Annotated in this window: 12 protein-coding genes; 9 read left to right on the top strand and 3 right to left on the bottom strand. The window is 64.5% G+C overall.

From position 1 onward, the window contains the following. The first annotated feature begins 7 nt into the window (after positions 1 to 7). The 6 genes from dapD (at position 8) to ACHAC9_RS06790 (ending at position 6,711) form a co-directional block, all read left to right on the top strand. Positions 8 to 832: a 2,3,4,5-tetrahydropyridine-2,6-dicarboxylate N-succinyltransferase gene (gene dapD / locus ACHAC9_RS06815; protein WP_435758444.1), complete on the top strand. Its 825-nt coding sequence runs from the start codon at positions 8 to 10 to the stop codon at positions 830 to 832. Positions 833 to 949: 117 nt separating this feature from the next. Beyond that, positions 950 to 2,089: a PilT/PilU family type 4a pilus ATPase gene (locus ACHAC9_RS06810; protein ID WP_435758442.1), complete on the top strand. Its 1,140-nt coding sequence runs from the start codon at positions 950 to 952 to the stop codon at positions 2,087 to 2,089. 206 nt (positions 2,090 to 2,295) lie between these two features. After that, positions 2,296 to 2,652: an ArsC family reductase gene (locus ACHAC9_RS06805; protein WP_435758440.1), complete on the top strand. Its 357-nt coding sequence runs from the start codon at positions 2,296 to 2,298 to the stop codon at positions 2,650 to 2,652. After that, positions 2,649 to 3,812 carry a succinyl-diaminopimelate desuccinylase gene (dapE, locus tag ACHAC9_RS06800; protein WP_435758438.1) on the top strand — a complete coding sequence of 388 codons (1,164 nt, stop codon included), beginning with the start codon at positions 2,649 to 2,651 and terminating at the stop codon, positions 3,810 to 3,812. Before ACHAC9_RS06805 ends, dapE begins: the two co-directional genes overlap by 4 nt. Then, a complete protein-coding gene (gene prmB, locus ACHAC9_RS06795) occupies positions 3,809 to 4,699 on the top strand; it encodes a 50S ribosomal protein L3 N(5)-glutamine methyltransferase (RefSeq protein ID WP_435758436.1) in 891 nt (296 codons plus the stop codon). The genes dapE and prmB overlap by 4 nt, the downstream gene beginning before the upstream one ends. A 20-nt stretch (positions 4,700 to 4,719) precedes the next feature. Beyond that, the gene (locus ACHAC9_RS06790) at positions 4,720 to 6,711 is read left to right on the top strand and encodes an ATP-binding cassette domain-containing protein (protein ID WP_435758433.1); all 1,992 of its coding nucleotides are present in this window, start codon (positions 4,720 to 4,722) and stop codon (positions 6,709 to 6,711) included. A 50-nt stretch (positions 6,712 to 6,761) separates the two neighbouring features. Here the strand turns inward: ACHAC9_RS06790 and ACHAC9_RS06785 are convergent, their stop codons facing one another. The 3 genes from ACHAC9_RS06785 to ACHAC9_RS06775 all read right to left on the bottom strand — a co-directional run bounded on the left by ACHAC9_RS06785 (position 6,762) and on the right by ACHAC9_RS06775 (position 9,867). Continuing rightward, positions 6,762 to 7,238, bottom strand: coding sequence for a chemotaxis protein CheW (locus ACHAC9_RS06785; protein ID WP_435758432.1), 477 nt, complete (start codon positions 7,236 to 7,238; stop codon positions 6,762 to 6,764). Between the two features lie 94 nt (positions 7,239 to 7,332). Then, positions 7,333 to 9,222 carry a flagellar assembly protein A gene (locus ACHAC9_RS06780; protein ID WP_435758430.1) on the bottom strand — a complete coding sequence of 630 codons (1,890 nt, stop codon included), beginning with the start codon at positions 9,220 to 9,222 and terminating at the stop codon, positions 7,333 to 7,335. A 222-nt stretch (positions 9,223 to 9,444) separates the two neighbouring features. After that, positions 9,445 to 9,867 carry a hypothetical protein gene (locus ACHAC9_RS06775; protein WP_435758428.1) on the bottom strand — a complete coding sequence of 141 codons (423 nt, stop codon included), beginning with the start codon at positions 9,865 to 9,867 and terminating at the stop codon, positions 9,445 to 9,447. Positions 9,868 to 10,060: 193 nt separating this feature from the next. On the opposite strand from ACHAC9_RS06775, the gene ompR reads away from it, so the two are divergent. The 3 genes from ompR to ACHAC9_RS06760 are packed head-to-tail and all read left to right on the top strand — an operon-like array spanning position 10,061 to position 13,228. Further along, on the top strand, positions 10,061 to 10,822 hold the full coding sequence (gene ompR, locus ACHAC9_RS06770; RefSeq protein WP_435758426.1) for an osmolarity response regulator transcription factor OmpR: 762 nt from the start codon (positions 10,061 to 10,063) through the stop codon (positions 10,820 to 10,822). 38 nt (positions 10,823 to 10,860) lie between these two features. After that, the gene (locus tag ACHAC9_RS06765; protein WP_435758809.1) at positions 10,861 to 12,195 is read left to right on the top strand and encodes an ATP-binding protein; all 1,335 of its coding nucleotides are present in this window, start codon (positions 10,861 to 10,863) and stop codon (positions 12,193 to 12,195) included. Positions 12,196 to 12,217: 22 nt separating this feature from the next. Further along, a complete protein-coding gene (locus ACHAC9_RS06760; protein WP_435758423.1) occupies positions 12,218 to 13,228 on the top strand; it encodes a threo-3-hydroxy-L-aspartate ammonia-lyase in 1,011 nt (336 codons plus the stop codon). The last annotated feature ends 92 nt before the right edge of the window (positions 13,229 to 13,320 follow it).

Below are 13,320 nucleotides of genomic sequence, written 5' to 3'. Positions count from 1 at the left end.
AACCACCATGACCCAACAACTCCAGAACATCATCGACACCGCGTGGGAACAACGCGCGGACATCAGCCCATCGGGCGCCAGCGCCGAAGTGCGCGAGGCAGTCAGCCACGTGCTGGCCGGCCTCGACGCCGGCACCCTGCGCGTGGCGCAGAAAGAAGGCGCCGAGTGGACTGTGAATCAGTGGATCAAGAAGGCTGTGCTGCTGTCGTTCCGCCTCGAGAACAACGTTCCGATCGAGGCGGGCGGCATGCAGTTCTACGATAAAGTGCCGACCAAGTTCGCCGACTACACGGCCGAAGATTTTGCCAAAGGGGGTTTTCGCGTGGTGCCGCCGGCGGTGGCACGCCGCGGCTCCTTCATCGGCAAGAACGTGGTCCTGATGCCGTCCTACGTGAACATCGGCGCTTATGTCGATGAAGGCACGATGGTCGACACCTGGGCCACGGTCGGTTCCTGCGCGCAGATCGGCAAGAACGTCCACCTGTCGGGCGGCGTCGGCATCGGCGGCGTGCTCGAACCGATGCAGGCCAATCCGACCATCATCGAAGACAACTGCTTCATCGGCGCGCGTTCGGAAATCGTCGAAGGCGTGATCGTCGAAGAGAACTCGGTGATTTCGATGGGCGTGTACATCGGCCAGTCGACCAAGATCTACAACCGCGAAACCGGCGAAGTGAGCTATGGCCGCGTGCCGTCCGGTTCGGTCGTGGTGTCGGGCAGCCTGCCTTCGCCAGACGGCAAGTACAGCCTGTACTGCGCCGTGATCGTCAAGCGGGTCGATGCCAAGACGCGCGCGAAGACGGGTATCAACGAACTGCTGCGCGGGATTTAAGCGGCTTCGAGGCTGCTCGACGGCTGGTTGAACGCGTGGACGGCATAGCCGTCCACGCGTTCGAGCTTCGCCTGGTCTGCCGCACCATGACAAGCACCACCCCGGGAGACACCGCCAATGGCCATGGACCGCCTGTTCCAGCTCATGAAAGAAAAAAACGCGTCGGACATGTTCTTCGCGGTCAATTCTCCCGTCCACATCAAGATCAACGGGAACCTCATCCCGATCAACCAGCACAAGCTCGACCGCGACAACATCGACTCCCTGCTGTCGGAAATTACCACCCCCGAGCAGCTTGACGAACTGAACCGCACCAACGAACTGAACATGGGCATTTCCGTGCCCAACCTGGGCCGTTTCCGCCTCTCGGCCTTCCGCCAGCGCGGCAGCGTCTCGGCCGTCTTCCGCTTCGTACCGGCCACCATTCCGCCGCTGGGCGAACTCGGCCTGCCGCCGGTACTGTCCGAACTCGTCATGGACAAGCGCGGCCTGCTGCTGATCGTGGGCGCTACCGGTTCCGGCAAGTCGACCACGATCGCCTCGATGCTCGACTACCGCAACGAACAACGCACCGGCCACATCCTGACGCTGGAAGACCCGATCGAATACCTTTTCAAGAACAAGAAATCGATCGTCAACCAGCGCGAGATCGGCAGCGATGCGCTCGACTTCCAGCTCGCGCTGCGCAACAGCCTGCGCCAGGCGCCGGACGTGATCCTGATCGGCGAAATCCGCGACCAGGCCACCATGGGCGCGGCACTTGCTTATGCTCAATCCGGCCACCTGGTCGTCGCCACGCTGCACGCGAACAACAGCTATAACGCCCTGAACCGCATCATCGGCTTCTACCCTGTCGAAAACCGCCCCGCCCTGCTGCAAGACCTTGCCTCCGCCACGCGCGCGATCGTCTCGCAGCGTTTGGTGAGGTCCGCGCTTGGGGGCACGCGCCAGCCGGCGGTCGAGGTGATGCTGAACACCCGCTACATCGCCGACCTGATCGAAAAAGGCGAACTCAGCCAGATCAAGGAAGCGATGGACAAGAGCATGTCGCCCGGCTCGCAATCGTTCGAATATGCGCTGCTGGCGCTGGTGCAGGCAGGCCTCGTGACGCAGGAAGAAGCGCTGGCGAATGCCGACTCGGCGACAAATTTGCTCTGGCTGCTCAACAACGGGCCGGCAAAAGGCGCCGACGATGGGGCGGGCAAGAATGACGAGCCGCCGGAAGCCTCGTTTACCGAGTTCACACTGAACACTTGAAGCGGGCGAGCCTCCGACCCGCGACACCACCTCCCCTGCTCAGTCTGATCTGGACAACGCGGCCCGCTCGCACGGGGCCCGACCCAGAACTGCCGTGTGCGACATCTCCAGGCAGGATCGGCATATGCTATCCTCTCGCCCTCCCCGAACCACTGCGCTCCCGGCAAGCTTCGTTGCTTCGCCTTATTTGCCCCCAAGTTACGCCCATGAAAAAGACGCTCTACGGTATTCCCAACTGCGACACCGTCAAAAAAGCCCGCGACTGGCTCCTCGAGAACGGCCACGACGTCACGTTCCACGACTTCAAAAAAGCGGGCCTGGACCGCGAGACGGCCGCGCGCTGGCTCGAAGAACTGGATTGGGAAATCCTGGTCAACCGCAAAGGCACGACCTGGCGCAAGCTGCCGGACGAGCGCAAGGCGGCAGTCAATGACAAGGCATCCGCACTTGAGCTGATGCTGGAAAACACCTCGGTGATCAAGCGTCCGGTGTTAGAGGGCGACGGCGCGCTGGCGGTAGGCTTCAGCCCCGACGACTACGCGCGCCTGATGGGGGCCGCATGATCAAGACCTCGCGCACCCAGGAGCTGGCGGCCGAACTGATCGCCCTCGACTCGATCACGCCGCACGACAAGGGCTGCCAGCTACGCCTGGCCGAATTGCTCGCGCCGCTCGGCTTCGTGTGCGAATCCATCGAATCGAATGGCGTCACCAACCTGTGGGCGCGCAAGGGAACGGCGTCGCCGGTCTTCGTCTTTGCCGGCCATACCGACGTCGTGCCGACCGGACCCGCGCACCAGTGGACTTCCGAACCGTTCATACCGACCGTGCGCGACGGTAAACTCTATGGCCGCGGCGCGGCCGACATGAAGACCTCGATCGCAGCGATGGTTGTTGCCTGTGAGGAATTCGTCGTGGCGCACCCGGACCACCTGGGCTCGATCGCCTTCTTGATCACGAGCGACGAGGAAGGGCCGGCGACGGACGGCACCGTGCTCGTCTGCGACATGCTGGAAGAACGCGGCGTGACGCTCGACTACTGTCTGGTGGGCGAACCGACGTCAGCCCACATCCTCGGTGACGTGATCAAGAACGGACGCCGCGGCTCGCTGTCGGGCCACCTCGTCATCAAGGGCATCCAGGGCCATATCGCCTACCCGCATCTGGCGCGCAATCCGATCCACCAGGCCGCGCCCGCGCTGGCCGAGCTGGCGGCCGAGGTCTGGGACGAGGGCAACGAATACTATGCGCCGACCTCGTGGCAGGTCTCGAACATCCATGCCGGTGCCGGCGCCAACAATGTCATTCCTGGCCAGATGACGCTCGAATTCAACTTCCGCTTCTCGACCGCGAGCACGGCCGAGGGGCTGGAAGCGCGCGTGCACGCCATTCTCGACCACCATGGCCTGGAGTACGACCTGGACTGGACGCTATCCGGCCTGCCCTTCCTGACCCCGAAGGGCACGCTGTCGGACGCGGTCTGCAGCGCCATCCAGGTCGAGACCGGCGTGGCGACGGAACTGTCGACCACGGGCGGGACCTCGGATGGACGCTTCATCGCCCGCATCTGCCCTCAGGTGATAGAATTCGGCCCACCAAACGCCAGCATCCACAAAATCGACGAGCACGTCGAGCTGCGCTTCATCGATCCACTGAAGAACATCTACCGCCGCACGCTGGAAAATCTGCTAACCGCACAACCAGAGAGCGAGAACACGCCATGACCACGACACACTTCAGCACCCCGCGCGACCTGCTGCGCTACGCCGTCACCCGCTTCAATGCGGCCAAGCTGTTCTTCGGCCATGGCAGCGCCGAAGCGTTCGATGAGGCGGCCTACCTGGTCCTGCACACCTTGAAGCTTCCGCTCGACCGCCTCGAGCCTTTCCTCGACGCCAAGCTGTTGCCGGAAGAAGTGCTGCAAGTGCTGTCCGTGATCGAGCGCCGCACCACCGAGCGCGTCCCGGCCGCCTACATCACGAACGAGGCTTGGCTCGGCACCTACGCCTTCTATGTGGACGAACGGGTGCTCGTTCCCCGTTCCTTCATCGCCGAGCTGATCCCGAATTTCTTCAGCCCCTGGGTGGCCGACCCGTACGCCGTCGAGAATGTGCTCGAGCTGTGCACCGGTTCGGGCTGCCTGGCGATCATGATGGCCGACGTCTACCAGAACGCGGTGGTCGACGCGGTCGATATCTCGGCCGATGCGCTGGCCGTTGCTGAACGCAATATCCGCGAATATAAACTCGAAGGCCGAGTCAATCCGATCGAATCGGACCTGTACGAGAACGTGCCGTTCAAGAAGTACGACCTGATCGTCACCAATCCCCCGTATGTGAACGCGAATTCGATGGCCAGCCTGCCGCCGGAATACCTGCGCGAGCCGCAGATCGCCCTGCATGGCGGCGCGGACGGCATGGACCTGGTGCGCAAGATCGTCGCCGGCGCTTGCGAGCGGCTGACACCCGAAGGCATCCTGGTCGTCGAAATCGGCAACGAGGCCGAATACGCGGAAAGCGCCTTCGGCCACCTGGGCCTGACCTGGCTCACCACGAGTGCCGGCGATGAGGCGGTGTTCCTGCTCACCGCCGAGCAACTGCAGAACGCATAATTTAAAGTAAAGACGCACGCATGATCCGCTTCCTGAACGTCAGCCTGATGCGCGGCATAAAGCCGCTGCTGGAAAACGCCGACCTGACCCTGAACCCCGGCGACAAGATCGGCCTCATTGGCGCCAACGGCGCCGGCAAATCCAGCCTGTTCGCCATGCTGCGCAATGAATTGCACGCAGACCAGGGCGAGATCGACTTCCCCGCCAAATGGCGCATGGCCTATGTGGCGCAGGAGACCCCTGCGCTCGACCGTCCCGCCCTCGAGTACGCGATCGACGGCGACGTCACGCTGCGCCGCCTGCAGGCCGAACTCGACGTGCTGGAAGCGGCCGAGTACACGAACGAAAACGGCATCGAGATGGGCAATGTGCACGGCGCGCTGATGGACGCCGACGCCTATACGGTGCAGTCACGCGGCGAACAGCTGCTGCTGGGCCTGGGCTTCACGCTCGACCAGATGCAGCAGCCAGTCGCCAGCTTCTCGGGTGGCTGGCGCATGCGCCTGAACCTGGCGCAGGCGCTGATGTGCCCCTCCGACCTGCTGCTGCTCGATGAACCGACGAACCACCTGGACCTCGATGCGATCATCTGGCTCGAGGATTGGCTGAAACGCTATCCGGGCACCCTGGTCATCATCTCGCACGATCGCGACTTTCTCGACGAGATCGTCAACGTGGTGGTGCACATCGACGAGCGCAAACTCAAGCGCTACTCGGGCAACTACTCGTCCTTCGAGCGCCAGCGCGCCGCCGCCATGATCCTGGCCGCCAGCGCGATGGAAAAGCAGCAGCGCGCCCGGGCCCACCTCGAGTCCTTCATCGACCGCTTCAAGGCGAAAGCCAGCAAGGCGCGCCAGGCCCAGAGCCGCATGAAGGCGCTGGCGAAGATGGAAGAACTCGCGCCGCTGCGCGCGGCCGCCGAATTCTCGTTCGAGTTCCGCGAGCCGCTCTCGGCCCCGAACCCGCTCCTGGTGATGGAAAACGTGGACGCCGGTTATCCCTTGCTGGACGGCCATGGCGACAAGGTCGGCGCCAAGACCATTGTCAACGACATCAATTTTTCGCTGCAGATCGGCCAACGGATTGGCTTGCTCGGTGTGAACGGCGCCGGCAAATCGACCCTGATCAAGACCATCGCGGGCGAACTGGCGCCGCTCACGGGCGACGCCACGCTCGGCAAGGGCCTGTCGATCGGCTACTTCGCCCAGCACCAGGTCGAGATGCTGCGCCACGACGAGTCGCCGCTGTGGCACCTGGCGAAGATTGCACCGACCGTGCGCGAGCAGGAACTGCGCAACTTCCTCGGCAGCTTCAACTTCCCGGGCACGATGGTCACCAGCCCGATCCGCCCGTTCTCCGGCGGCGAAAAGGCGCGCCTGGCGCTGGCCCTGATCGTCTGGCAGCGTCCTAATTTGCTGCTGCTCGATGAACCGACGAACCACCTGGATCTGGAGACGCGCGAGGCGCTCACCATGGCACTGGCACAGTTCGAAGGCACGCTGGTCGTCGTTTCCCACGATCGCCACCTGCTGCGCGCGACGACCGACGAATTCATCATCGTCGCCAACGGCCGCCTCCAGCCCTTCGATGGCGACCTGGACGACTACAAGGATTGGCTGTTCAAGACCAAGTTGGGTAAAGGCACCGACGTGCTGCCGGTGCCGAAAGCGGCTGTCCCAGTGGCGGCACCGGTGGTCCTTGCTGCGCCCCCGCTGCCGGTCGGCGAGCGCAAGGAGCAGAAACGCCTCGGCGCCGAAGAGCGCCAGCGCCTTGCCGCCCTCAAGAAGCCGCTCGAGAACCGCCTCAAGCGCGTCGACGAGCAGATGGCGAAGCTGAGTGCAAAGAAGGCCGACATCGACGCGCGCCTGCTTGATCCGTCGGCCTATGACGCGGACAAGAAGGAGTCGTTGAAGACCCTGGTCGCGGACCAGGCCTTCTGCGTGCGGGATCTGGCGACGCTGGAAAATGAGTGGCTGGAGTTACAGGAACAGCTCGAAGGCCTGGCGGCTTAAAAGCTGTGCTTGGGTGGGGCGCCCGCGCCCACCCAAAGCATCGACGCGGTTCACGCCACCTGGCGTGCGCTCGTCTTCTTATCGATCGACATCAAGCGGTCGATATCGACCAGGATCAACCTGCGTCCCTCGGTCACGCCGAGCCCGAGCAGGTAATCGATGGCGCCGCCATCGGCCCCGGGAATCGGCGAAATCTGCTCCGGCGTCAGGGTCACCACGTCGGTGACGCCGTCGACCACCATCCCCATCACGCAGGTCGAGAGCTTGAGGATGATGACGTCGGTGGTCGGGGTAGTGGCCACCGGATGGCCGCAGAAGGCGGCGCGCATGTCGACGATCGGCATGATCACGCCGCGCGAGACGGCGACGCCTTCGACGATGGCGCCGTCAGCGGCGAAGCGCTCGAGCGACTTGAGGATGCGCAGCTCCTGTACCTTGCTGAAGTCGAGCCCGTATTCGAGGCCGCCGAGCTTGAAGCTCAGGAACTGGTTGCCCGCCGGGCGGATTGACGTTGTATCCTGGTGCATGAGGGATCCTTTCGGTAACAGCCACCATGCTAGGGCTTTGCCCTCCCGCGTTCGTTGAGTGCAGTCAATATTTCCTTACACCACTATTATCGGATCAGGCATGCGTGGCGTCGGCACTCCTCAGCCAAGCGTAGCTGCCCGACGCGGCGGCGTGCAGCGGCGTGCCGTGATTGCCGCGCAGGCGCGTCTTGATCTCGCGCGCAGGAAGGTCGTAGAAACAGGCGCCGTCAGGATCGAAAGGCAGCAGGCATACCTGGGTGTCGCCCTTGATCTGGTGCAGCGTCACCTCGCAGCCGGCCACGCGCTCGCCGCGCTGGGCGGTAAATCGCGCCAGCAGCGCCTGCCCCTCGGCCTTCCCGCCCTCGGCGGCCTTGCGCGCATTCGAGACGTCGCCGATCCTGGTGAGCTCACCCGCTACCGCCTGCCCCATCTGCTTGAACTGCCCGGCCTGGATTGGGGTGAGGAGCGTCTCGCCGCTGCGCACGCGGCCGGCGATCTCGAGGTACTTGCGCACCGCAGGCTGGGCGCACAGGTGGGCCAGCTCGGTCTTGTGGCCGCTGATGGCGGCGTCGAACTGCGCCAGGCGCGCGCCGATCTGCTGCAATACTTCGTCGATGCGGCCGCAGTCGGCCACCAGGGCATACACCAGCATCTCGCTGCCGTGCCAGGGGGCGCTGCTGTCGATCGCGATGCGGCGTGCGGCGACCGCGCAGCCTTCGGCGCTGCCGATCGAGACCTCGTCGGCGATGATCTCGCAGTTGAGCGCCTGCTCGATACGCACGCGCGTGCCGGAGACGACGCAGTTCTCGGCGCGCCCCAGCGTCACGGCGCCGGCCATGGCCTGGATGATCGCATTCGCGCTCACGCCGTCGACCTGGATGTCGCCGCGTTTGTTGTGGACGCTGCCGCCGACCAGGGTGGCGCTCAGGCGCACCATGCCGCCGCGCGAGAGGATGTCGCCATACACATTGCCATGCACGGTGATGCCGTTGCCTTCGATGACGCGCTTTTCCTGGACGTCGCCGAATTCCTCGTAGTCGCCGGTCAGCTGCAGGTTGCCGGTGGTCCTGGCGCTGACGCCGTCATGGCTGATGATCTTGTCGCCGACCGCGATTCTGCGCGTCTTCGGGTCGACATTCAGGAAGCCGGCGCGCGCGGCAATCAGATAGTCGCCGGCGGCGCTCTTCTCGAGGCTGGTGCCTTCGCCCGCATAGGTCGAAAAATCGAGGTCGGCCGGGGCGGCCGGCTCGATGCGGATGCCCGACAGTTCGAAGCCGGGCTGTCCGACCCGGCTCGGCAGCTTTTGCAGCAGCTTTGTCCCGCCCTGCACCTGCGGAAAACGGTTCTGGAAGCACATCAGGTCTAGCTTGCCGTTCGACAGCTGGCGCGGCGCGTCGCTGCGGTGGATGTCGTCGGACACCTCGACCACGGTGGCATCGATGCCCGCAACCGGGTCGAGCCGGCGCGCCACGACGCTGCGCCCGAGATTCGGATTGCCGATGCCCGCACGCACGGCCGCCACGTCGATACCGAAGCGGATGCCCTTGAGCCACATGTCGGCCACGAATTCGTCGAGGTCGAGACAAGTCGGGACATCGCCTTCTCCCCCGGGACCGGGCAGGAACACCGGCTCGAAGCAGTACTCGGCCTGGCCGCCGGCGATGCGCACCGAACGGTACAGGCTGCGGCGCTCGGTGTCGAAGGGAAGGATGTCCCTCGCCAGGCGCACCAGGGGCCGGCCATCGGGCCCCTGTGGCAGCGCCGGTCCGCTATCGTAGAGCGCTTTGATCAGGACCGGATAGTCGACGCCGCACAGGATGCTGCCGGAGCGGAAAATGCTGTCGATGGCGGCCAGCACGGTCGTGCCGAGCACGGCCGGGTCGGCATAGATGCCGCCGGGAAGGCGCTGTATGCAATGCTCCGGGCCGGTCGAGTCGAACCGGGCAGCGGGCGCGGGAGGAATGGCAACAGCAGTATCGGACACGGTCGTACTCCAGGTAAGTTGACCGGAAGCCTAGACGACGCGTCAAGGTTCGTAGCCTGCCAGCGTATCATGTTGTCACGAATAAATAAATAATCGTTAACAACAATTATTCAGATTCCGGTCAATACTGCCCTGCGTCAAACCTTGTAGGACGGTGCCAAGGAGCGCCAAAGAAAAAGCCGGGACGCGCCCGGCTTCGTATCGATGTTGAACAGCCGCGCCTTAGCGGCGCTGCGCGTTCGGATAAATGTCCGCCCCGGCTTCGTTGATCTGGCGGCGCAGGTCGCGCCGCTCGTCGGGCGTCAGGCGGCCACCGCGGCGTCCGCCTTCGCGCTGCCCGTCGCCCTGCATCTGGGCAGCCTGGCGGCGCTGCTCCTCGTAGGCACGCCCCTGCTCACGCTGCTGTTCATACATGCGCTGTTCGCGCGGCTGTTCGATCTGGGGGTTCGGTGCCGGCATGCGTTCGGCACGCGCCGACGGTGGCGGCGGCAATTGGGCATCGTCGCGGCGGCCATGGTATTGTGCCTGGGCTGCCTGGACGCCGGCACAGGCCAGCAGGCACACGACCACACCATGGCGCGCCAGGCGGGCGAGCCGGCCCTTGGCCAGGGCTGCTGCATTGGTTCTATCGAGCGCGTTTGTCATGGTGTTCCTCTTCCGTGGTGCAGGATAAACGGATAAGCTGTGCTTCATTGGTCCCCAGTGTATGTGGAACTACCTGGGGGTATAAGCCTAATTGGGTAAAGTTTGTAACACAATGTAATGACCTGTCTGTAATGCTGAATGACAGGCGAAGAGAAGTTACCATAGCGATATGAATCTGACAAACTAAGTGCATATGAATTCTGCTTCCACCTCGAATAATGTCGGCGCTACCGGCGCCCACAGTGCCAAGATCATGGTCGTCGACGACGACGTGCGGCTGCGCGACCTGCTGCGCCGCTATCTCACCGAGCAGGGCTTCCAGGTCGTCACGGCCGAAAGCGCGCCGGCGATGAACAAGCTGTGGCTGCGCGAGCGCTACGACTTGCTGGTCCTCGACCTGATGCTCCCTGGCGAAGACGGCCTCTCGATCTGCCGCCGCCTGCGCGGCGCCGGCGACCAGACACCGATCATCATGCTCACCGCCAAAGGCGAAGACGTCGACCGCATCGTCGGACTCGAAATGGGCGCCGACGATTACCTGCCCAAGCCTTTCAATCCGCGCGAACTGGTAGCCCGCATCGGCGCGGTCCTGCGCCGCAAGGGTCCGGACGAAATCCCGGGCGCGCCGTCGGAAACCCCGCAGACCTTCGAATTCGGCCAGTTCGTGCTCGATCTCGGCACGCGCACGCTGAAGAAAAGCGGCGAGACGGTGCCCTTGACCACCGGCGAGTTCTCGGTACTGAAAGTCTTCGCGCGCCACGCACGCCAGCCGCTGTCGCGCGAAAAGCTGATGGAGCTCGCCCGTGGCCGCGAATACGAAGTGTTCGACCGCTCGCTCGACGTCCAGATCTCGCGCCTGCGCAAACTGATCGAACCAGATCCATCGAGCCCGCTCTACATCCAGACTGTCTGGGGCCTGGGCTATGTCTTCATCCCTGAAGGACAGCCGCGCTAGTGTCGTTCGCATTACTTTCGGCGCCAAAGTCCGGGCGCATGGGCTGGATGAAGAGCGGCCTGTTCTGGCGCACCTTCTTCCTGCTGTCGCTGCTCACGGCGCTGTCGATGGGTTCCTGGATCGGCATGCTCAACGTGTTCCAGCGCGGTCCCCAGGTAAGGCAGACGGCGGAACTCGTGGTGTCGGTGGTGACGCTGACGAAAGCGGCGCTGACCCACTCGGCGCCGGAACTGCGGCGCGAACTGATGTTCGAACTGGTGTCGAACGAAGGTGTGCGCATCTTCACCCTCGAAGACACCGACCTGGTCGATCCGCCACCGGCCAATCCCCTGATGCCCGAAATCGCCGCCGCCGTGCGCGACAAGCTCGGCTCCCAGACCCGCTTTTCAAGTCGCGTGAACGGCATGGCGGGCTTCTGGATCAGTTTTAATATCGAGGACGACCAGTACTGGCTGATGCTCGAACGCGAACGCATCGCCGGCCTGACACGCATCCAATGGCTGGGCTGGGCCGGCGTCGTGGGCGTGCTGTCGCTGGTGGGCGCCGCGCTCATCTCGAGCCTGATCAACCTGCCGCTGGCGCGCCTGACGGCTGCGGCACGCGCGATCGCCAAGGGCGAACGTCCGACGCCGCTGCCTGAAAAAGGCCCGAAAGAGATCCTGGAAGCGAACCGCAGCTTCAACCAGATGGTCGACGACCTGGCGCAGGTCGAAAAGGACCGCGCCGTGATCCTGGCCGGCATCTCGCACGATCTGCGCACGCCGCTGGCGCGCATGCAGCTCGAACTCGAAATGGCCAACCTGTCGACCGACGCCAGGGAAGGCCTGCAGTCCGACATTGCCCAGATGGACGCGATCATTGGCCAGTTCCTCGATTACGCCAAGCCGACCGAGGCATCGAGCTTCGTACCGGTGCAGGTCTCGCACCTGCTCGCCGACTGCGCCCAGCACGCGAGGCGCGTGCCCGGCATACGCGTGACGACCGATCTGGAGGAAGATGTGCAGGTGCTCGGCAACGAGACCGACCTGCGCCGCGTGATCAACAACGTCGTCGAAAACGCGCGCCGCTACGGGCGCACGCCCGGCGCGGAATTCACCGAACTCGATTTCTCCTGCCATGTGCGCAGCACGCCCCAAGGCCGGCGCGCCGTCGTCGACATCGGCGACCGCGGTCCGGGAGTGCCCGACGACCAGATCGGCCAGTTGCTGAAACCCTTTACGCGCCTGGATGCGGCGCGCGGCCAGGCCAACGGTGCGGGGCTGGGTCTCGCGATCGTCGAGCGCGTCGTCACCCGCCACAACGCCGAACTGCTGGTGCGTAACCGCGACGGCGGCGGCTTGCTGGTACAACTGGCGCTGCCGCTGGCATCCTGATTCCACCTTCTACCTCACTTCCATGAACGATACCGCCCTCCTCTCCTACAGCGACGTCGAACAGGCCGCCGCGCGCCTCGCAGGCGCAAGCCACCGCACGCCGGTCCTGACCTCCAGCACCGCGAACGCCCGCGCCAAGGCCCAACTGTTCTTCAAGTGCGAGAACTACCAGCGCATGGGCGCCTTTAAATTTCGCGGCGCCTTCAATGCGATCGCGCGTTTCACCGACGCCCAGCGCGCGGCCGGCGTGCTGACCTTCTCGTCGGGGAACCACGCACAGGCGATCGCCCTGTCGGCGCGCCTGGCAGGCATTCGCGCGACCATCATCATGCCGCGGGACGCCCCTGCCCTGAAGGTGCAGGCGACGAAAGAGTACGGCGGCGAGGTGCTGTTCTACGACCGCTACACGGAAAACCGCGAAGACATCGCGCGCCGCCTGGCTGAGGAGCGCGGCATGACCCTGATTCCGCCCTACGACCACCCGGACGTGATCTGCGGCCAGGGCACGGCGGCGAAAGAATTGTTCGAAGAAGTGGGCAGCCTGGATGTATTGCTGGTGCCGCTCGGCGGCGGGGGCCTGCTGGCCGGCAGCGCGCTGGCGGCCAGCGGCCTGTCCCCCCACTGCAAGGTCATCGGTGTCGAGCCGGAAGCCGGCAACGACGGCCAGCAGTCGCTGCGGCGCGGCGAGATCGTGCATATCGGCGTGCCGAAGACGATCGCCGACGGCGCCATGGTGACCCACGTGGGCGAACACAATTTCGAGGTGATCCGGCGCCGCGTCGACGACATCGTCACGGTCAGCGATGCCCAGCTGGTCGAGACCATGAAGTTTTTTGCCGAACGGATGAAGATGGTCGTCGAGCCGACCGGCTGCCTCGGCGCGGCGGCGGCCTTGTGCGGCGTGTATCCGGCGGCCGGCGATCCGGCGGCCGGCGATCCAGCGGCAGGCGATTCGGCGGCGGGCAAGCGCGTCGGCATCCTGATCAGCGGCGGCAACGTCGACCTGTCGCGCTTCGCCGAACTGGTGGCCTGATGGAATTGATCGGATCGAAGGAACTGCCGGCGCCGGCCGGACATTATTTGCCGGCGCTGCCCGCCCTGCACTACGGCTTCCTGGTCGAGATC

Origin of the sequence: Massilia sp. CMS3.1, from assembly GCF_051262535.1 — a bacterium.
In the GTDB taxonomy this organism is placed as follows: Bacteria; Pseudomonadota; Gammaproteobacteria; order Burkholderiales; family Burkholderiaceae_D; genus Telluria.
The sequence above is the reverse complement of the archived record's forward strand: the minus strand, read 5'-3'. Positions and strand labels throughout refer to the sequence as shown.